Annotated in this window: 15 protein-coding genes and 1 tRNA gene; 8 read left to right on the top strand and 8 right to left on the bottom strand. The window is 62.9% G+C overall.

Annotation, left to right across the window (positions count from 1 at the left end; genetic code table 11):
* Window positions 1-119 precede the first annotated feature (119 nt).
* The gene (gene mfd / locus FF80_RS00195; RefSeq protein WP_035096650.1) at window positions 120-3,608 is read right to left on the bottom strand and encodes a transcription-repair coupling factor; all 3,489 of its coding nucleotides are present in this window, start codon (window positions 3,606-3,608) and stop codon (window positions 120-122) included.
* Complete coding sequence (locus FF80_RS00190) at window positions 3,605-3,895, bottom strand: succinate dehydrogenase assembly factor 2 (RefSeq protein ID WP_035096649.1); 291 nt, start codon at window positions 3,893-3,895, stop codon at window positions 3,605-3,607. Before FF80_RS00190 ends, mfd begins: the two co-directional genes overlap by 4 nt.
* 130 nt (window positions 3,896-4,025) lie before the next feature.
* On the opposite strand from FF80_RS00190, the gene recG reads away from it, so the two are divergent.
* From recG to FF80_RS00175, 3 genes are read left to right on the top strand one after another with little or no spacing between them, the layout of a single operon-like run.
* Window positions 4,026-6,134, top strand: coding sequence for an ATP-dependent DNA helicase RecG (gene recG / locus FF80_RS00185; RefSeq protein ID WP_035096648.1), 2,109 nt, complete (start codon window positions 4,026-4,028; stop codon window positions 6,132-6,134).
* Window positions 6,135-6,155: 21 nt separating this feature from the next.
* On the top strand, window positions 6,156-6,434 hold the full coding sequence (locus FF80_RS00180; protein WP_348270312.1) for a type II toxin-antitoxin system prevent-host-death family antitoxin: 279 nt from the start codon (window positions 6,156-6,158) through the stop codon (window positions 6,432-6,434).
* Window positions 6,434-6,859 carry a type II toxin-antitoxin system VapC family toxin gene (locus FF80_RS00175; protein WP_052153006.1) on the top strand — a complete coding sequence of 142 codons (426 nt, stop codon included), beginning with the start codon at window positions 6,434-6,436 and terminating at the stop codon, window positions 6,857-6,859. Before FF80_RS00180 ends, FF80_RS00175 begins: the two co-directional genes overlap by 1 nt.
* A 3-nt stretch (window positions 6,860-6,862) precedes the next feature.
* Here FF80_RS00175 and glmS read toward each other — a convergent pair whose 3' ends face one another.
* Window positions 6,863-8,689, bottom strand: a complete 1,827-nt coding sequence (gene glmS, locus FF80_RS00170) for a glutamine--fructose-6-phosphate transaminase (isomerizing) (protein WP_035096644.1) — start codon at window positions 8,687-8,689, stop codon at window positions 6,863-6,865.
* Window positions 8,690-8,693: 4 nt separating this feature from the next.
* A complete protein-coding gene (gene glmU, locus FF80_RS00165; RefSeq protein ID WP_035096642.1) occupies window positions 8,694-10,046 on the bottom strand; it encodes a bifunctional UDP-N-acetylglucosamine diphosphorylase/glucosamine-1-phosphate N-acetyltransferase GlmU in 1,353 nt (450 codons plus the stop codon).
* Between the two features lie 110 nt (window positions 10,047-10,156).
* Between glmU and FF80_RS00160 the strand changes: the two genes are divergently transcribed.
* The 3 genes from FF80_RS00160 to FF80_RS21210 all read left to right on the top strand — a co-directional run bounded on the left by FF80_RS00160 (window position 10,157) and on the right by FF80_RS21210 (window position 11,686).
* Window positions 10,157-10,966 carry a hypothetical protein gene (locus tag FF80_RS00160; protein WP_152558209.1) on the top strand — a complete coding sequence of 270 codons (810 nt, stop codon included), beginning with the start codon at window positions 10,157-10,159 and terminating at the stop codon, window positions 10,964-10,966.
* Window positions 10,967-11,053: 87 nt separating this feature from the next.
* A tRNA-Lys gene (locus FF80_RS00155) sits at window positions 11,054-11,128 on the top strand.
* 30 nt (window positions 11,129-11,158) lie between these two features.
* A complete protein-coding gene (locus FF80_RS21210; RefSeq protein WP_081917090.1) occupies window positions 11,159-11,686 on the top strand; it encodes a hypothetical protein in 528 nt (175 codons plus the stop codon).
* Between the two features lie 2 nt (window positions 11,687-11,688).
* Here the strand turns inward: FF80_RS21210 and map are convergent, their stop codons facing one another.
* Genes map through tgt form a run of 3 tightly spaced genes read right to left on the bottom strand, consistent with a single transcriptional unit; the run spans window position 11,689 to window position 15,240 of the window.
* Window positions 11,689-12,444, bottom strand: a complete 756-nt coding sequence (gene map, locus FF80_RS00145; protein ID WP_035096637.1) for a type I methionyl aminopeptidase — start codon at window positions 12,442-12,444, stop codon at window positions 11,689-11,691.
* A gap of 4 nt (window positions 12,445-12,448) precedes the next feature.
* Window positions 12,449-14,089: a glucose-6-phosphate isomerase gene (gene pgi / locus FF80_RS00140; protein ID WP_035096636.1), complete on the bottom strand. Its 1,641-nt coding sequence runs from the start codon at window positions 14,087-14,089 to the stop codon at window positions 12,449-12,451.
* 23 nt (window positions 14,090-14,112) lie between these two features.
* A complete protein-coding gene (gene tgt, locus FF80_RS00135) occupies window positions 14,113-15,240 on the bottom strand; it encodes a tRNA guanosine(34) transglycosylase Tgt (protein ID WP_035096635.1) in 1,128 nt (375 codons plus the stop codon).
* Between the two features lie 145 nt (window positions 15,241-15,385).
* On the opposite strand from tgt, the gene FF80_RS00130 reads away from it, so the two are divergent.
* Together FF80_RS00130 and FF80_RS00125 are read left to right on the top strand one after the other, a co-directional pair.
* On the top strand, window positions 15,386-15,838 hold the full coding sequence (locus FF80_RS00130; protein ID WP_052153005.1) for a hypothetical protein: 453 nt from the start codon (window positions 15,386-15,388) through the stop codon (window positions 15,836-15,838).
* A gap of 43 nt (window positions 15,839-15,881) precedes the next feature.
* Entirely contained in the window at window positions 15,882-16,523 is a 642-nt protein-coding gene (locus tag FF80_RS00125; RefSeq protein ID WP_035096634.1) for a class I SAM-dependent methyltransferase, read from the top strand.
* Here the strand turns inward: FF80_RS00125 and FF80_RS00120 are convergent.
* Window positions 16,520-17,992, bottom strand: a complete 1,473-nt coding sequence (locus FF80_RS00120) for an NAD(P)H-hydrate epimerase (protein ID WP_280113881.1) — start codon at window positions 17,990-17,992, stop codon at window positions 16,520-16,522. The genes FF80_RS00125 and FF80_RS00120 overlap by 4 nt on opposite strands.
* Window positions 17,993-18,110 lie beyond the last annotated feature (118 nt).

The following is an 18,110-nucleotide window of genomic DNA, read 5'->3' as shown; positions in this document are numbered from 1 at the left end:
CCCGGCGACGTTCTGTCACCATGAAAATAGAACTGCCCTTCAAGTGCTGAAATCGGGCAATAACATGACCGATTGTCATTGCCAAAGCATTATGGCCACCCCTCATAACAAGGACTTGATCAGGCCGCATTTTCGGCCAGTTTCGCCATGCGCGACAGGATTGCCGCGGCGCCCTTGAGGCGCGCGTCGGGCGTAGGCCAGTTGCGGGCGAATACCAGCTTCTGATCGGGCTTGATACGGACCTGATTGGCCGGGTCGGAAACCAGCCGGACCAGCGCCGCAGGATTGGGAAATTCGTTGTTACGCAGGGTGATAACCGCGCCCTTGGGGCCGGCATCGACCTTTTCGACATTGGCCTGGCGGCACAAAGCCTTGACCAGGATCACCTTGAGCAGCGCCTCGACCTCTTCCGGCAATGGGCCGAAACGGTCGATCAATTCGGCGCCAGCCGCGTCGATATCGCGAATATCGGTCAGATCGCCCAGGCGCCGGTAGAGCTGCATGCGCAATTGCAGGTCGGGCACATAATGTTCGGGAATCATCACGGGCATGCCCAGAGAAATCTGCGGGCTCCACTCGTTCTTGTCCTCGTAGTCCTCGTCGCCATTCTTGAGATTGGCGACCGCCTCTTCCAGCATGGCCTGATACAGCTCATAGCCAACCTCGCGGATATGGCCCGATTGCTCGTCCCCCAAGAGGTTCCCTGCCCCGCGAATGTCCAGGTCGTGGCTGGCCAGTTGGAACCCGGCACCCAGGCTTTCCAATGATTGCAGCACGCCCAGCCGCCGTTCGGCCGTATCGGTCAATTTCTTGTCAGAGGGCACGGTGAACAGCGCATAGGCGCGCGCCTTGGCCCGGCCGATTCGGCCACGGATCTGATACAGCTGCGCCAGCCCGAAATGATCGGCGCGATGCACGATCAGCGTATTGGCATTGGGAATATCGAGCCCCGACTCGACGATAGTGGTGGCGACCAACACGTCGAACTTGTTGTCGTAGAAGGCATTCATGATGTCGTCGAGCTCGCCTGGCGGCATCTGCCCATTGGCGATCACAAAGCTGACTTCAGGCACCTGCGCCTTGAGGAAGTCCGCGATCTCGTGCTGGTCCTTGATGCGCGGCACGACATAGAAGCTCTGCCCGCCACGATATTTCTCGCGCAGTAGCGCTTCGCGGATCGAGAGCGCGTCGAAGGGCGAGATGAAGGTGCGGATGGCCAGCCGGTCGACTGGCGGGGTCGCCAGCAGCGACAGGTCCCGCACCCCGGTCAGCGCCAGTTGCAGCGTGCGCGGAATTGGCGTGGCCGTCAGCGTCAGCACGTGAACATTGGCCTTGAGTTCCTTGAGGCGCTCCTTGTGACCCACGCCGAAATGCTGCTCTTCGTCGATAATCAGCAGGCCCAGATCCTTGAATTTGATGGTCTTGCTGAGCAAGGCATGGGTGCCCACCACGATATCGACCTGCCCATCGGACAAGCCTTCCTTGGTGGCCTTGAGCTCGGCGGCGCTCACCATGCGCGAGGCGTGACGCACCCGCACCGGCAGGCCAGCAAAGCGCTCCGAAAACGTCTTGAAATGCTGGCGCGCCAGCAACGTCGTCGGTACGACAACGGCCACCTGCTTGCCCGAGAGCGCCACAGCAAAGGCCGCGCGCAGCGCCACTTCTGTCTTGCCGAAGCCCACGTCGCCGCAGACCAGCCGGTCCATCACGCGGCCCGAAGTGACGTCATCGAACACCGCCTCGATGGCGGCCATCTGGTCTTCGGTTTCCTCATAGGGGAAGCGGGCGGCGAATTCGTCATAGGCGCCCGGGCTGATCTCGACCACATCGGCCCGCGTAAGCAGGCGCGCGGCAGCGATCTTGATGAGCTGTTCCGCCATTTCGCGGATGCGCTTCTTGAGCCGGCCCTTCTTGGCCTGCCAGGCCACGCCGCCCAGCTTGTCGAGCGTCGCATTGGCATCGTCGGACCCATAGCGGGTCAGCAGCTCGATATTTTCGACCGGCAGATAGAGCTTGGTATCGCCGCCATATTCGAGCTCGACGCATTCATGCGGCGCCCCGCCCGCCTCGATCACCTTGAGGCCGAGGAAACGGCCGATACCATGATCGACGTGAACCACCAAATCACCCGCAGCAAGGCTTGCCGCCTCGGTCAGCGCGTCGCTGGCCTTCTTCTTGCGCTGCGGCCGCAGGATGCGCTCGCCCAGAATGTCCTGCTCGGAGAGCAGCAGCATGTCCTTGGTTTCAAAGCCGGTTTCGAGCGGCAGCACGACCAGCGAGGTCGTCGCGGCGCTCGTCGTCTCGGCATCGCGCCAGTTTTCCGCCAGCCGCGCATTGGTCAGGCCATGGTCCTTGAGTACCTGCACCATGCGGTCGCGCGTGCCCGTACTCCAGCAGGCGACGACGGCCCGGCGGCCGTTGCGGCGCTCGGCCAGCAACCGGTCGACCACCGCCTGGAACAGATTGGTGTCGGTCGCCTGCCGCTCTGCGGCAAAGCTGGGCGCGATACGGCCACCCGCGTCGTCACTGGCTTTGGCGCCGGGCGCGAGGAATTGGCTGAACTGGACCACCGAGGCGCCAGCCAGCGCATAGGGATGCTGATCGACAGCATACAGCAGCTCAGGCTTTACCGGCTTATAGGGCGCCCCTGCCCCGGCAACCACCGGCAAGATCCGCGCGGCCTCGCGGGCCTCGTAATAATCGCGCACCTGCGTCACGCGGTCGGCATAGGCCTCGGCCGCCTGCTCGTCGAACACGAAGGGCGCATCGCCAACATAGTCGGCCAGCGTATCGAGATGGTCGTAGAAGAAAGGCAGCCAGTGCTCGGTGCCCGAATAACGCGAACCGCCGCTGACCGAGGCATAGAGCGTGTCATCGACCGTGTTGCCGCCAAAGCTCGCCGTATAATTCTGGCGGAAGCGGCGGATGGTTTCCTCGTTGAGTACGACTTCGCTCATCGGGGTCAGATCAACACGCTTGAGCGTGCCCGTCGTGCGCTGGCTATCGGGATCGAAGCTGCGGATCGATTCGAGCTGGCTACCGAAGAAATCAAAACGCAGCGGCGCTTCGGCGCTGGCCGGGAACAGATCGACCAGCCCGCCGCGCACCGCATATTCGCCCGATTCCCGCACGGTCGGCACACGCAGATAGCCATTCCTGGCTGCCCAGCCAATCAGCTTCTCGCTCTCGACGATGCGCCCGGAGACGGCCGAAAACGACATGGTTTCCACCACATCGCGCGGCGGCACCTTCTGGATCAGCGCATTGACGGCCGTCAGCACGATAGCGCCCTTGGCCGCGCCCGAAGTCAGCGCCGCCAGCGTATTCATCCGCGCGGCAATGGTGACATTGTTGGGCGACACCCGATCATAGGGCAGGCAATCCCAGGCCGGCAGCGTCAGGATGGTGTGGCCGGGCAGCATGGCGGTGATGATATCGGCCATCCGTTGCAGCCGCCGCCCGTCGCGCGCCACAAAGACAATGCTCGCCGCATCGTCCGGCGCAGCGCTCAGCCGCTGTTCCACCAGGCGCGACAGCACCATGGGCTGCATGCCATCGGGCACATTGGAAATGGTACGCGTAGGCCGCAGCGGCACGACTTCATTCATTTGGACACGCGCGCCTTGTGCTCTGCGATCACCCGATCGAGCAACGCGACATCAACACTTTCCGGCGGCACTTCCTGCCCCATGACCCATTTGAGCAGATGAGGATCTTCTTCCGCCATCAGCGTCTCAAGCCGATCCAGCTCGGCCTCCTCCATGCTCTCGGTATGCTCGTCGGCAAATGGCCCCAGCACGAGGTCCATTTCCCGCGTGCCGCGGTGCCATGCCCGATAGCGGATTTTCTTGCGGCGCATAGCAATGTCTTCACCGGCTGCGTTTTGCTGCGCCATGATTCCAAACTTCCCGATTTGTTCCCCTCTGTTTACGCGGAATGAGCCAGCTTGTCAGCCATCAATGCCGGTGGGGTGACGGGCCTGCCGCCGAACGCTAGTTTCAGGGTCCAAAGAGGCTCATCGAATCGTGTCCCGCCCTGAAAGCCTATCGCCGCTGTTCCGCTCGCTGCACGCCATCAAGGGTGTTGGCGACAAATTGGCTGCGCTGCTGACACGGTTTTTCGGGGCGCCCGAGGGGCAGGAAGCCATTGCGCTGGACATCTTGATGCATATGCCCAGCGGCGTGGTGGATCGCCGCCGGCAGGTCGGCATTGCCGAGGCCTATCTCAACCAGATCGTGACGCTGCGCCTGCATGTCGATCGCCACCAGCCCCCGCCGCGCGGCAAGCCGCATGTGCCCCATCGGGTGTTCGCCCATGACGATACCGGCGATATCCAGCTCGTATTCTTCCGCGCCCAGGGCGGCTGGGTGGAAAAGGCGCTGCCCATTGGCGAAGAGAGGTTCGTCTCCGGGCAGATCGGCTTCTTCAACGGTGAAAAGCAGATCACCCACCCTGATTACGTGGTGGAACCGGACAAGTTTGCGACGCTCCCGCTGGTTGAACCGGTCTATCCGCTGACCCAAGGGCTGAGTTCCAAGGCGCTAGCCAAACTGGTGCGGCAGGTCGTGGATAGCGTACCCCAACTGCCGGAATGGATCGACCCGGAAACCCTGGCAAAGAACAAATGGCCGAGCTTTATCGAGGCTATGCGCTCGGTACATTTGCCCGAACAACCTGCCGAGGCCGAGCTTTGGAGCCCAGCCCGCATGCGGCTGGCCTATGACGAATATTTTGCCGGCCAGCTCACGCTGCAACTCATCCGCTCGACTATGACCGCCGCGCGCGGCATTGCGCGCGTCTTCACTGGCGAAATCACCGAGCGGGTCGCCCATGCCCTGCCCTTCTCCTTGACCGAGGGGCAGCAACAGGCGGTAAGCGAAATCCGCGCCGACCTTGCTTCGCCCGATCGCATGTCGCGGCTGCTGCAGGGCGATGTCGGTTCTGGCAAAACCGTCGTGGCTCTGATGGCCATGGCGGCGGTGGCCGAGGGCGGCGCGCAATCGACACTGATGGCGCCCACCGAAATCCTCGCCACCCAGCATTTCAAGACGCTCAAGCCGCTCTGCGATATGGCGGGGCTTGGCTGCGAACTCTTGACCGGCAAGATGCCGGCCGGCGAGCGCCGCGCCATTCTCGGGCGCATCGCCAGCGGCGAAACCACCATTGTGGTGGGCACGCATGCCCTGTTTCAAAGCGGCGTCGAATTCCACAATCTGGGTCTGACTGTCGTCGATGAACAGCACCGGTTCGGCGTGCATCAACGCCTCGCGCTCTCCGACAAGGGCCGCCATACCGACTTGCTAGTGATGACCGCCACGCCCATTCCGCGCACGCTCGTACTCACCCATTTCGGCGACATGGCCGTCAGCGTGCTGCGGGAAAAGCCGCGAGGACGCCAGCCTATCGACACCGCCGTGCTGTCCATTGGCGACTATGGCCGCGTCATTGCCCGTCTCCAGGCACGCCTCGCCGAGGGCGCGCAGGCCTTCTGGGTGTGCCCGCTGGTCGAGGAAAGCGAGCATCTCGACGTCGTCTCCGCCGAGGACCGCTTTGCCGAGTTGCAGAAAGTGTTTGGCGATCAGGTCGCGCTGGTGCATGGCCGCATGAGCGCCGCCGCCAAGCAGGAGGTTATGCAGCGCTTTTCGGCCAATGAATTGAAGCTCTTGGTAGCCACCACGGTGATCGAAGTGGGAGTCGACGTCCCCAACGCCTCGATCATGATCATCGAACATGCCGAGCGCTTCGGTCTGGCGCAGCTCCACCAGCTCCGCGGTCGCGTCGGGCGCGGTTCGGTGCGCTCGGCATGCCTCCTGCTCTACAAGGACCCGCTCAGCGAAACCGCCAAGGCACGCCTCGACACGATCAAATCCACCGAAGACGGCTTCGAAATCGCCGAACGCGACCTGGAACTGCGCGGCCAGGGCGATGTGCTCGGCACGAGACAATCCGGCATGCCCGGCTACCGCCTCGCGGTAGCGGATGTTCACCGCCATCTCATCGATTATGCCCATGACGACGCCAAGGCGCTATTGGCCCGCAATCCCGGCCTAACCGGGCCGGAAGGCGATGCGGCACGAACCGCGCTCTATCTGTTCAGGAGAGACCTGGCGATCCCGCTGATACGGGCGGGCTGACTTTGCCTCCTTGAGTTGGTCATGATATATGACCAACTATCTGGTCAGGAGGTTTCAATGAGACAGGTAGGGTTGGCGGAAGCCAAGGCGCATCTGAGCGAATTGGTCGCCGAGGTCGAGGCCGGTGCAACGATCGAGATCAGCAAGCGTGGTAAGGTTGTGGCCGTGATCTCCCCCATGCAGCGGCCAACCAAAAAGCTCGACATTGAGCGCCTCCGCCGACATCAAGCCAAATTTACCTCGCCTCCGCAGCCGGCCGACGAAGCGATCAGCGAGTGGAAAGACGACGACCGCTACTGATGAAATACATCGACACGTCTGTTTTCGTCTCAGCACTGGTCCCGGAGGAGACGTCCGGCCGCGCTTTATTGTGGCTGGCCGTCCTGAACGACGATGAAATCGTCAGCAGCCCGTGGGTGGATGTCGAACTGAGCGGCGCGCTGTCGCGCAAGTTGCGCATGGGCCGCATCACATCTATCGAGCGCCTAAACGCCTTGGAGGAATATCGTGAGGCATGGCTGCCGGTTGCCACGATCATCTCGCTCGATTTGCGTCACTTCGCGTTGGCGACGGAAATTTGCGATGCCCATCAGGCTGGTATCCGACCCGGCGACGCCATTCACCTGGCTATTGCCAGCATGACGGAGGCCACGCTTTGCACCTTCGACAAACGTTTTGCAGCCGGCGCCGAAGCGCTCGGCTACGATGTCGAGTTGATCAGCTAGCCCCTATTCCACCGTCACCGATTTCGCCAAGTTCCTCGGCTGGTCAACGTCCGTGCCCATGAATACAGCCGTGTGGTAGGCCAGCAATTGCACCGGGATCGTCGCCAGGATGGGGGCCACGAAGCTGTGCACATGCGGGATGAGGATGATATCGGCAACGCCGTGGCCGACATGCTCGGCGCCTTCAGCATCGGTGATCAGGATGATCTTGCCGCCACGGGCCGAGACTTCCTGCATGTTGGAGAGGGTCTTGTCGACCAGCTCGTCGGAGGGGGCGACGACAATCACCGGCATGGCTTCATCGACCAGTGCGATCGGACCATGCTTGAGTTCACCTGCTGCATAACCTTCGGCGTGGATGTAGCTGATTTCCTTTAGCTTCAGCGCGCCTTCCATGGCGATGGGGAACATCGGGCCACGGCCGAGATAAAGCACGTCCTTGGCCTTGGAGAGGCGCTTGCCGATATCCATGATCTGGCTTTCAGCGCCCAGTGCTGCCGACACGGCCGCCGGCAGTTCGACCAGCGAGCGCACCAGCTCGGTTTCCTTCTCGACGCTCAGCACGCCGCGGGCACGACCGGCCGCGATGGCGAGACTGGCGAGGGCGGTGAGTTGGGCGGTGAGGGCCTTGGTCGAGGCAACGCCGATTTCGGGGCCGCACAGAATGGGGAAGACCACGCCGGATTCGCGGGCAATGGTGGATTCGAGCGTATTGACCAGCGAGGCCACGTGCTGCCCCTGCCCCGCGCAATAGCGTAGAGCAGCCAGCGTGTCGGCGGTTTCGCCGGACTGGGAGATGAACAGCGATAGCCCGCCCTTTTCCAGCGGCGGTTCGCGATAGCGGAATTCGGACGCCACATCGATGTCCACCGGCAGGCGCGCATAGCGCTCGAACCAGTATTTTGCTACCGCGCCAGCGAAATAGGCCGTACCGCAGGCGCTGATGGTCAGCCGGGTCAGATCGGCAAAGTCAAAGGGCAGCGTCTCGCGGATAGCGACCCGTTCGGCGCCCATATCCACATAATGGCTGAGCGTGTGCGAAATCGTCTCGGGCTGCTCGTAGATTTCCTTGGCCATGAAATGGCGGTGGTTGCCCTTGTCCACCATCAGCGCCGAGGTCTGCGAAATCTGCTGCTCGCGCTGCACGATGGCGTCGAGACCATCGCGGATGGTGACGCCGGTGGGCGTGATCACTGCCCAATCGCCATCTTCGAGATAGGTCAGCCGGGAGGTGAACGGGGCTAGCGCCATGGCGTCCGAGCCCAGATACATTTCCGCCGTGCCATAGCCGATGGCCAGTGGCGCGCCGTGGCGGGCGGCGATGAGCAGGCTTTCCTCGCCCTTGAACAGGAAGGCCAGCGCGAAGGCGCCCTTGAGTTTTTTGAGCGTGTGCGCCACGGCCAGTTCGGGATCGGCGCCATTGGCCAATTCGCGGCTGACCCAGAGCGCTACCGATTCCGTATCGGTCTGCGTCTTGGGCAGATAGCCGTCCTTGGCGAGGTCGGCCAGCATTTCGCGGAAATTCTCGATAATGCCGTTATGCACCACTGCGACGCGCTCGGTGGCGTGCGGATGGGCATTCAACTCGGTCGGCGCGCCATGGGTGGCCCAGCGGGTATGGCCGATGCCGATCCGCCCGTCGAGCGGCTCAAAAGCCAGCTTTTGCGCCAGATTGCCCAGCTTGCCCTCGGCCCGGCGACGGCTGATAGCGCCATGTTCGAGCGTGGCGACACCGGCGCTGTCATAGCCGCGATATTCGAGGCGCTTGAGCGCATCGACGAGACGACCGGCGACCGGCTCGCTGCCGACGATACCAACAATGCCGCACATGGTCTTATCCCTTCTTCGACTGCTTCTTGGCCGCAGCCTTGGCGAAAATCTCTTTTGCACGGCCCGGCTTTGCCGCCTGCCGGGCGCGCCCCAGCGCCAGGGCATCGGCCTCGACATCCTCGGTAATCACACTGCCGCTGGCGACCAGCGCCCCGGCGCCAATGCTCACTGGCGCGACGAGGGACGAATTGGAGCCGATAAAGGCATTGTCACCGATGATCGTCTGATGCTTGTTGTAGCCATCATAATTCACGGTGATGACGCCAGCGCCGATATTGACCTCAGCCCCGACCGTAGCGTCCCCGATATAGCTCAGATGGCTGATCTTGGCGCCCTTGCCGATCCTGGCCTTCTTGACCTCGACGAAATTGCCGACCTTTACGTCCTCGCCCAGATCGGCTTCCGGCCGCAGCCGGGCAAAGGGGCCGACTGAGGCATTGCGGCCGACATGAGCGCCTTCGATATGGCTGAAGGCATGGATCACCGCGCCCTGCTCGATCACCACGCCCGGGCCGAACACCACATTGGGCTCGATCGTCACGTCGCTGGCAATTTCGGTGTCATAGGAAAACCAGACGCTTTTGGGGTCCTTGAGCGTCACGCCGGCCTTCATGAAGTCTTCGCGCCGAACCTCCTGGAACAGACCCTCGGCCCGTGCCAATTGGCTGCGATCATTGACGCCCATGACGTCGTTTTCCGGCGCCACGCCATAGCCGACCTTCTTGCCGGCGGCATTGGCAAGTCCAACCAGGTCGGTGAGATAGTATTCGCTCTGGGCGTTGTTGTTCTCGACCTTGTCGATCAGGTCGCGGAACACCTCGGCGCGGAAGGCCAGAATGCAGGCATTGCAGAGGCGGATGCGGCGTTCTTCGTCGGTCGCGTCCTTATGCTCGCGGATCGCCAACAGCGTTTCGCCATCGGTGATGAAGCGGCCATAGCCACTCGGGTCCTTGGGCTCAAAGCCCAGTATCGCCACATCGAGCCCTGCATCGAGCCGGTCCAGCACCACGCGGAAATTGTTGCCGCGCAGCAGCGGATGATCGCCGTAAACCACGGCAATATAGCCTTTGGCGGTCTCAAACGCTGCGCGAGCCATGGAGGCGGCGTGCGCGGTGCCCTTGGCAATCGTCTGCTCGAAATGCTCGATCGCCGGGTCCATGGCCGACACCGCCTTGCGGATCTGCTCATGCCGGGGACCGGTCACCAGCGCGATCCTGCTCGAACCGGCTTCGCGCGCAGCCCGCGCCACATGCCCGACGATCGGCATCCCCCCGACGGGGTGCAAAACCTTGGGCGTTGTCGATCGCATGCGGGTGCCTTCGCCCGCGGCAAGAATGATCGACAGCAATTCAGTCATGGCGCGTTCTCCGAGGCACGATCTTCTCTTCGCCGATTTTCACAAATTTATGGCACGCAAGAGTTGGCGAACCGATAACAGGGGCGGCATTGTAATATTCGGCGCAAGACTTGATTCGACTGCGTCGCGGGGTGGCGGCATTGGCTAACGCATCGGAACAATTCCGGCAATCGGATGTCACCACTTGGGGACTTGTGGCGGTGATGATTGGCGGCGTCGCCGTGTTCAGCGCCAATGTGTCGGCAATCATCCCGCCAAGCCTGCTGGCAGGCCTGCACAAGACCCGCATTGAGGGCGCTTCCGTCGAGCAATTGCGCAGCGATGTGGCCCAATTGCGCAGCGAAACCCTGCGCCTCAAAACGGAAAACGCCACCCTGCTGACCCGGTTTTCCCTGCAGGAGCAATCGGGCGGCGAGGTCACGCGCCGCGTCGGCGCACTCGAAGTCAGCATTCCCCGCCTGCTCGAGGCCGTGCCGGACAGTGCCAATATCGACCGCAGCACCTTGACCTCGTCCATTGGCGACGGCCAAGCCATACTCCTCCCGGCTGAAGGCGGCTCGATCAAAGTCAGCCAGCAGCCCATGCCCCAGGCGCTGCCGCCCGTTGTTCAGGCCCTGCCCGACCCGGTCAAAACCGCCAGCATCGATAGCTCGGCCATCGTGGCTTTCGGCATCGCGGTAGGTCCGGGCATCGCTGCTGGTGACGCAAACCTGGCCTGGACCGACATATCCACCAAGGTCGGCCCGCTGTTGCTCGGGCTTGGACCGCGTCTGGCGGATCAATTGGACAGCGACGAAAAGCGGCTAGTTGTCGGCCCTATAGCCGACATTTCCGCGGCTCGGGCGCTCTGCACACGGCTGGAAACCGTATCGATTTCGTGCACACCAATGCCGTTTACCGGCTCACCTCTCCCCAACTGAGGCGGGAAGTGGCGCAATTGCGGTTGACAGCGCAAGCCGTCTGGCTATGTTCCGCCGCAACGCCGATGGCGTTGGCCGTTTCGGTCTGTGCCGGTAGCTCAGTGGTAGAGCATTCGACTTTTAATCGAATGGTCGAGGGTTCGACCCCCTCCCGGCATACCATCTCCCTTCTTCATCACCCGGATCGTGCCCGTGTCGCAAGGTAGTCTCGATCTACTCAAGGTGCTGGCCGTGACCGCACTGACCTTTGCGGTCGGCACGCTGGTGATGCTCTATGCCATCCTGTTGCTGGCTCAGTATGGCGCCAACCTGCCAATGGTCGGCTCGCTGCCGCTGCGCGCGCCGCCGGAGATCGTGCCGCTGCTGGCCGACAATCGCCTGTTCACGACGCTGGCTGCCGTTCATCTCACCGCGACCGGGCTGGCATTGTTCATCGCCAGCAACACGATCGACATGGCGCTGCTGATCGTCTCCAAGGCCGTAACCGTGGTGATCACCGCGCTATTGGGCTTTGTCGGCGGACACATGGCCTATCTGCAGCTCACCGAAGGCACCGCCTTCTCGCTGTCGCCACTGACGCCGGTCTTGATCGTGCTGGCCGGCTTCTGGGTGCTTTCGACCCTGCTCAGCGTCCCCACCCTGCGCCAATTGGGCAATCTGCGCTTCGTTATCGCCATCGCCCTGGTGCTGCTCGGGCCGATGGTGCTGGTGGCGCTTTAGGCCTAAGCCGCCAGCGTCACCACGACGGCGCCACGCGGCGTCGCCACCACGGTGTGCTCATATTGCACACAGGGGGCCGATGGGGTGCTGACCAGCGTCCATTCATCGTCGTCCGATTTCTGATCGGCCATCTTGCCGCCCAGCGACAGGAAGGGCTCGATGGTGAACACCAGGCCATTATTCATCCGGCGGCGCTCGGTCTTGTCGGGCCAGGTGGCAATTTCGCCGGGCTCGTCATGCAGGCTATCGCCCACGCCATGGCTGGCCAGGTTCCGTATCAGTGTATAGCCGCCCTTTTTGGCGAACTTGCCGATGGCCTCACCGATATCGGCCAGCGGCGCGCCGGCCTTGACGGCGCGGATGCCGGTCCACATGGCCTTCTTGCCATCCCGGCAGAGCGCATCGAGCCGCTTGTCGCCAACGCCCAGCACAAAGGAGGCGCCGGTATCAGCGAAGACACCGTCTTTTTCGGCCGAGACGTCGATATTGACCAGATCGCCCTCACGCAGCACCCTTTCGCCCGGAATGCCATGGGCGATTTCCTCATTGACCGAAATGCAGGTGGCGCCGGGGAAATCATAGGTGATCATCGGCGCCGAGCGTGCGCCATGCTCGGCCAGCAGCCTTGCGCCGAACTCGTCGAGCTCGGCCGTGGTCATGCCCGGACGCATGGCGGCGGCCATGGCGTCTCGGGTGATGGCACAAATGCGACCGATGGCCTTGAGGCGTTCGAGCTGCTCTTCGGTGGTAATCGTCAAACGTCTAGCCCTTGTTGGATAGGTAATAGGCTAGCAGTCCCTGGGTGGAGCTGTCATGCCCCTCCCCGCTTTCCTTGCCTTCGACCTTGGGCAGCAGCGCCTTGGCCAGCTGCTTGCCCAGTTCCACGCCCCATTGGTCATAGGAATTGACGTTCCAGATGACGCCCTGGGTGAACACTTTGTGCTCGTAAAGCGCCACCAGCGAGCCCAGCGTTTCCGGCGTAAGCTGCTGATAGAACAGGGTATTGGACGGGCGGTTGCCGGGGAATACCTTATGCGGAGCCAGCTCCTTGATCGCGGCTTTATCGAGGCCCTGGGCCTTGAGTTCGGCCACGACCTCTTCCTCGGTCTTGCCCAGCATCAGCGCTTCGGACTGCGCGAGGACATTGGCGACGAGCTTGTCGTGATGCGGCGGCAGGCTTTCATGCGGCCGGGCGGCGATCAGGAAATCGGCCGGAATGACGTCAGTGCCCTGGTGGATCAGCTGGTAGAAAGCGTGCTGGCCATTGGTGCCCGGCTCGCCCCAGACGATGGGGCCGGTGGACCAGGCGACGGGCTTACCGGCCAGCGTCACCGACTTGCCGTTCGATTCCATATCCTGCTGCTGCAGATAGGCAGCAAAGCGGCTCAAACGCTGGTCATAGGGCAGCACGGCATGGGTCGAGAAGCCCCAGACATTGCGATACCAGACACCCAGCAGGCCCATGATAACCGGCAGGTTTTCCTCCAGCGGCGTGCTGAGGAAGTGCCGGTCCATGGCGTCGGCACCCTTAAGGAAGGCGGCAAAATTGTCGTAACCGACGGCGAGCGCAATCGGCAGGCCGATGGCGGACCACACCGAATAACGGCCGCCGACCCAATCCCAGAACCCGAAAATGCGGTCTTCGCGAATGCCAAATGTCTGGCAGGCCGCAATATTGGTCGAGACGGCGGCGAAGTGATCGGCTACGGCAGCGTCACCCAACGCGTCGGCAATCCACTTGCGGGCCGAACCCGCATTGGTCATCGTCTCGTCGGTGGTAAAGGTCTTGGAGGCAACGATAAACAGCGTCTTTTTGGGGTCGAGGCGCTTGAGAATATCGTGGATATGGGCGCCATCGACATTGGAGACGTAATGGGCGCGCAGATCGGCACGGGTATAGGGCTCGAGCGCCAGCGTCACCATGGCGGGGCCCAGGTCCGAGCCGCCGATGCCGATATTGACCACGTCGGTGAATTGCTCGCCGCTCTGGCCACGGATTTCGCCATTGCGGACGGCGTTGCTGAAGCTCTCGATGTGGGCCAGCACGGCGCGGATATCGGGCATGACATCCTTGCCGTCGACCGGCACCGGATGATCGCCCTGATACCTCAGAGCCATATGCATCACCGCGCGATCCTCGGTGATGTTGATATGCTCGCCTTCGCACATCTCGTCGCGGCGCTCCTCCACCCCGGCGGCGCGCGCCAGGTCGAACAGGGCGGCCATGACGTCTTCGTCGATGCGGTTCTTGGAATAGTCCAGCAGGATGCCCGCGCCGGTAGCCGAATAGCGTTTGAATCGGTTGGGATCGACTGCGAACTGCACGCGCATGGGCTGGTCAGCCAGGCGCTTCTTGAGCTTGCCAAGGGCTTCGAAGCCCGCTTTGCGCCCGGATTTCGCCATGACGTTGAACCCTTTTCTGAACGTTAAAGAACCGGCAGATCGCCAGCGGCCCATGCCGCCCGCGTTTCCGCCGCAAAATCGGTAAACCGGCCGGCCTCGATTGCCCCCCGGCAGCCCTGCACCAGCTCTTGATAATAGTGCAGGTTGATCTGGGAAAGGACCATTGCGCCCAAAATCTCTTCAGTCTTAACAAGGTGATGGAGATAGGCGCGCGAAAAGCGGCGGCAATTTGGATTGGGCGAGGCCTCGTCGATCGGACGGTGATCATCCTTATGCCGGGCATTTTTCAGGTTGATGACGCCGAACCGGGTATAGACATGGCCGTGGCGCCCAGCGCGGGTGGGATGGACGCAATCGAACATGTCGATGCCCCGGCCAATGGCGCCCAGAATGTCGTCGGGCTTGCCGACGCCCATGAGGTAGCGTGGGCGATCGGTCGGCAGCTCAGGCGTGATGTCCTCGATCACGCGGAACATTACCTCCTGCGGCTCGCCCACGGCGAGGCCACCCACGGCATAACCGTCAAAGCCGATGGATTTGAGTCCCTGCGCCGAGCGGGCGCGCAGCTCGGCGTCGTCGCCGCCCTGCACGATGCCGAACAGGGCGCGATTGAGCTGGTTGTTGAAAGCGGTCTTGGAGCGATCGGCCCAGCGGAGCGAAAGCTCCATGGCGCGCTCGATTTCCTTGCGCTCGGCGGGCAGTGCGATGCATTCATCGAGCTGCATGATGATGTCGCTATCCAGCAAGGTCTGGATTTCGATGGAACGCTCGGGCGTCAGCTCGTGCGAGGAGCCATCGATATGCGATTTGAAGGTGACGCCGCGCTCGGTGAGCTTGCGCAATTGGGCCAGCGACATGACCTGGAAGCCGCCGCTATCGGTGAGAATCGGGCGCTCCCAATCCATGAAGGTGTGCAGACCACCCAGCGAGGCGACGCGCTCGGCGCCGGGGCGCAGCATCAGGTGATAGGTATTGCCCAGCAGGATATCGGCGCCGGTGGCGCGGACCTGCTCGGGATACATGGCCTTGACGGTACCGGCGGTGCCCACGGGCATGAAGGCGGGCGTCTGGATATCGCCACGCGGCATGTCGATACGGCCGCGCCGGGCCATGCCGTCGGTGGCGGAAAGGGTGAAAGTGACTTGTTTCATGGGCGCAGGTTCTAGACAATTGCCGGGCGCGCGACAATGCACCTCGATCAGGCCGGCGAAAGTACGATTTTGCAGATTTCCGCCAAAGGTTTGATGGTGCGGTGGCGTCTAACGATAATGTCCAACTCGATTACCCGGTGACCTGATGATCCGACTAAGTGTTTTTGCTGCAACTCTGGCTCTTTTTGCCAGCCCCGTCTTCGCCCAGGAGAATACCGGCCCGCTGGGCGACAAGGTGGGGCAGTTTGTCGGCTCCGGCGAAGGCGAGTTGAGCGCCGAGATCACCCATTTGCAGGACGACATCTACGCCATCTCGATCAGCACGACCGTGCCGATGGAAAACGACATTCCCGGCTGTGGCGGCGGTATCGACGGAGAAATGATCATGACCGAGACAGGCGGCAATTTCTTCGTCGAGAACGAAGATTATGTGCAGAACTCCAGTAGCCCGCTGACCAATGAGCGCTATTGCGAAATCGGCGTCAATTTCGACGAGGACGGTTTCCTCAATATCGAGGAACGCAGCGGCTGTATCGCCTATCACGGCGCTTCCTGCGGCTTTTCCGGCCAGTTGATCAGTGTGAATGCGATAAACTAGGCTTAAGCCAGAGGCCGGGCGTCGGCCCAAGGAGCACATCACCATGAGCACCGAGAGCGACGCCCGGTTTTGGGACCGGACATCCCGCCACTATGCCGCATCCGCGATGGCGGACCAGGCAGGGTATGACCGCACGCTGGACCGTACCCGCGCCCTATTGCGCCCCGATTCGCGCGTGCTGGAACTGGGCTGCGGCACAGGAAGCACCGCGCTGCTGCTGGCGGGCGATGTCCGCCTCTATCTGGCGACCGATATTTCCGCAGCGATGATCGCCATTGCCGAGGAAAAACACACCGCCAAGCCCGTCCCCGCACTGTCCTTCCGCACCGCGACCGCCGAGGCGATGGCACCTGATGCGGGGCAGTTCGACGCTATCCTGGGTTTCAACTATCTCCACCTGGTCCGCGACGTACCCGCCACCCTGCGGCAGATCCATGCACTGCTCGTGGACGATGGCGTGTTCATTTCCAAGACGCCCTGTGTGGGCGAGATGAACCCGCTGATCTGGATGCTCCTGCTGCCGGCCATGCGCGCCATCGGCAAGGCCCCGCATGCCAGCGTGTTCCGCGCGGCAGAGCTCGAACAGCAGATCAAAGCCGCAGGTTTCGAGATCGTCGCAGTGGAAAATCACGCGACCAAGGGAAACGATAACCGCCCCTATATCGTGGCGCGCAAGCGCTCCTAAAGACTTGCCAGCACACCGGGGATCAGCAGCGGCAGGTCCTCGCTGATCAGCCCCGGCCCGCCGAAGCGGTTCGCGGCTTCCGCATGCAGCCACACGCCGGCGCAGGCCGCTTCCCAGCCGTCCATGCCCTGCCCCATCAGCCCGGCGATCATGCCGGCCAGCACATCGCCCGAGCCGGCCGTGCCCAGCCAGGCGGGCGCATTGGCATTGATGGCGGCGCGGCCATCCGGCGCAGCGATCACCGTATCGCTGCCCTTGAGCACGACGATAGTGCCCGAATGCGCCGCCGCGGCTCGCGCCATGTCGAGCTTGCCGCCGGGCACACCCCCAAACAGCCGCTGGAATTCGCCCTCATGCGGGGTGATCACCACCGGGCGCGGCTTGGCCCGGATGGCCGCGAACAACGCGCTTGCGCCGTCCGAAAAGCTGGTCAGCGCATCGGCATCGAGCACCACTGCTGCCTCCGACGCCAACACAGTCAGCACATTGTCCCGCGTCTGCTGCCCAATCCCCGCCGCCGGGCCGATCACCACCGAGCGCACCCGCTTGTCGCCCAGCAATTCCGCCAAGGCGGCCGCGTCTTCCGCCGGCTTGAGCATGATGGCGGTGACATGGGCCGCATGCACCAGCAGCGCCTGCTCGGACCCCGTCAGCGACACCAGCCCGGCCCCCGCTCGGAACGCCCCCATGGCCGCCAGCCGGGCCGCCCCGGTCTGCAACGGCCCGCCGGACATGACGACACAATGGCCGCGATCGAATTTGTTGCCCTCGTCGCCCGGCGCGGGAAGCGACCACAGGCTGGGCGTATTCTGCCAGGCATTTGGCGCAATCTGGTTGAGCACGGTATCGGGAATGCCGATGTCGCCCAGCACCACGTCCCCGCATAGCGCGCGTCCCGGCTGCAACAGATGCCCCGGCTTGAGCCGGAAGAAGGTCACCGTCATTTCCGCGTGGATAGCGGCGCCGCGCACCCTTCCGGTCGCGCCATCAATACCGCTGGGCACGTCCACGCTGACCACGGGCCGCGCACTGGCGTTCACCGCCTCGATAATGTTCTTGAAATCGCCCTCTACGTCACGGTCAAGCCCGGCCCCCAGCAGCGTATCCACCACCAGGTCGGCATTCTCGATATCCGCAGCCATGGGCGCCTCCACCCGGCCGGTCCATTGGCCCGCCATCACTGCCGCGTCACCTTTGAGCGCCTCGCGCGAGCCGATCAGCCGCAATTGCACCGGCCAGCCCTTCTGCTTGAGCAGCCGCGCCACGACGAATCCGTCGCCGCCATTATTACCCGGCCCGCACAGGACCAGGGCCGAGCGCTGGTAATAGCGCTCGGTAATGGCCTCGACCACGGCCTTGCCCGCCGCCTCCATCAAGGCCAGCGACTTGACGCCGCCCTGCACGGCAAGGCGATCCGCCTCGGCCATCTGGCTGGGGGTGAGCAGGATATCGGTGCTTGAAGCGATCAACGGGGCAACTCCGAATTTCCAACAGACCTCATGGTGAGCCTGTCGAACCACGAGGGCGTGGCACTGTGGCAGGTTTGCCGTCGTCCTTCGACAGGCTCAGGATGAGGTCAAACACAGC

The sequence above is a fragment of the Devosia sp. LC5 genome, assembly GCF_000735585.1.
In the GTDB taxonomy this organism is placed as follows: Bacteria; Pseudomonadota; Alphaproteobacteria; order Rhizobiales; family Devosiaceae; genus Devosia.
The sequence above is the reverse complement of the archived record's forward strand: the minus strand, read 5'-3'. Positions and strand labels throughout refer to the sequence as shown.

Coding starts and splice junctions, on each gene's coding strand:
- mfd (WP_035096650.1), bottom strand. CDS start 3,608: ATGAATGAAGTCGTGCCGCTGCGGCCTACGCGTACCATTTCCAATGTG.
- FF80_RS00190 (WP_035096649.1), bottom strand. CDS start 3,895: ATGGCGCAGCAAAACGCAGCCGGTGAAGACATTGCTATGCGCCGCAAG.
- FF80_RS00180 (WP_348270312.1), top strand. CDS start 6,156: ATGATATATGACCAACTATCTGGTCAGGAGGTTTCAATGAGACAGGTA.
- FF80_RS00175 (WP_052153006.1), top strand. CDS start 6,434: ATGAAATACATCGACACGTCTGTTTTCGTCTCAGCACTGGTCCCGGAG.
- glmS (WP_035096644.1), bottom strand. CDS start 8,689: ATGTGCGGCATTGTTGGTATCGTCGGCAGCGAGCCGGTCGCCGGTCGT.
- glmU (WP_035096642.1), bottom strand. CDS start 10,046: ATGACTGAATTGCTGTCGATCATTCTTGCCGCGGGCGAAGGCACCCGC.
- pgi (WP_035096636.1), bottom strand. CDS start 14,089: ATGGCGAAATCCGGGCGCAAAGCGGGCTTCGAAGCCCTTGGCAAGCTC.
- tgt (WP_035096635.1), bottom strand. CDS start 15,240: ATGAAACAAGTCACTTTCACCCTTTCCGCCACCGACGGCATGGCCCGG.
- FF80_RS00130 (WP_052153005.1), top strand. CDS start 15,386: ATGATCCGACTAAGTGTTTTTGCTGCAACTCTGGCTCTTTTTGCCAGC.
- FF80_RS00125 (WP_035096634.1), top strand. CDS start 15,882: ATGAGCACCGAGAGCGACGCCCGGTTTTGGGACCGGACATCCCGCCAC.